The following is a 1,212-nucleotide window of genomic DNA, read 5'->3' as shown; positions in this document are numbered from 1 at the left end:
AGAAGGAACGGAACGAGAACGGCAGGCGCGCCGCCGAGCTGTACCGCTGCGGGCAGTCGTTCGTCCCCTGCGACCCGCAGGAGTACGTCCGCTGGTGCTACCAGAGCCCGATCGACTGCCAGATCCTGGAGAACGGCGCGGAGATCGGTGCCGGTCTGGAGACGGGTGCCAAATTCGCCCTGGATCTGGCCGGCCTCACCGAACTGGACACCTGTCTGCGCGAGAGGGACCTGGAGCACTGCAGCGGCCTCGCCGTGGACGCGCTCGTCGGCGCCAAGCTCAAGGCGCTGGAGAAGGCGTACGACGGGCTGAAGCTCCTCAGGCGCGGCTGCAAGATCCTCGGCAAGACGACGCTGTCCGCGACAACGGCCTCGTACGTGACCGAGGCGTCGACCGCCCGGGCGAGCACGGTGTCGGTGAGCCTGGTGTCCGTGAGCTCGGCCGTGCCGATGGCGGCCTCGTCGGGCCGTTCCTGCGGTGAGCACGACATCCCCGGCCTCCCCCGGGACGTGTCCGAGATCCCCCGCAGCGGCGGTTGCGACGTGTGTGCCGAGAACATCCGGGACAGTCTGGGCGGCGGTACGATCTTCACCCTGGAGAACAATCAGGGAGGCGAGCTTCCCTACTACCGGGGCCAGGACAGCCAGTGGTGGTGGCACGCCGTGGTGGTGTACGAGGGCCGGGTGTACGACGCCTGGACCGGTCGGGCCGGTGAGACCGTCGCCGAGTACAAGTCCAGGTGGAGCAAGCCCCAGAACATCGACTGGCCGTTTTGAGGAACCCGTGAACGACAAGCCCCTCATCGAGGACATCCGCGCCAATCCGGGAACGTACGGTCTCGACGGCCGGTACTACCCGACCGTCATGCTGCTGAACGGCATCGACGTGGCCCAGTCCCGGGGCTTCTTCCGCGGCTTCGCGGAGTGGCTCTGCGTCCAGCGGCAGGAGCTCTCCAGCTTCGCCTGGTACAAGGAGATCTTCCGCGAAGCCGTTCCCGAGGTCGATCCCGGCGAATGGCGCGGACCTCTGACGCCGGAGCAGGAGCGGCGGGCCCTCGACCACTTGTTCACCAGGGTCCTGGAGTTCCTCGCCGTGAGAAACAGCCGGGAAGGCCTGATCCGCATGTACGCCGACTTCCGCACGCTGAGAGGCAGGTGAAGCGGAAGGGCCGGACCGGACCCGGGACCGGAAACGGGACCGGAAGGGCAGGAG

Annotated in this window: 2 protein-coding genes; both read left to right on the top strand. The window is 67.7% G+C overall.

Annotation, left to right across the window (positions count from 1 at the left end; genetic code table 11):
* Positions 1 to 776: hypothetical protein (locus tag ACFWEP_RS34745; RefSeq protein WP_387376308.1), on the top strand; the 776-nt coding region annotated here is incomplete at its 5' end.
* Positions 777 to 783: 7 nt separating this feature from the next.
* Positions 784 to 1,158, top strand: coding sequence for a hypothetical protein (locus tag ACFWEP_RS34740; RefSeq protein WP_387376306.1), 375 nt, complete (start codon positions 784 to 786; stop codon positions 1,156 to 1,158).
* The last annotated feature ends 54 nt before the right edge of the window (positions 1,159 to 1,212 follow it).

The sequence above is a fragment of the Streptomyces sp. NPDC060198 genome (assembly GCF_042728415.1).
Classification (GTDB): Bacteria; Actinomycetota; Actinomycetes; order Streptomycetales; family Streptomycetaceae; genus Streptomyces.
The sequence above is the reverse complement of the archived record's forward strand: the minus strand, read 5'-3'. Positions and strand labels throughout refer to the sequence as shown.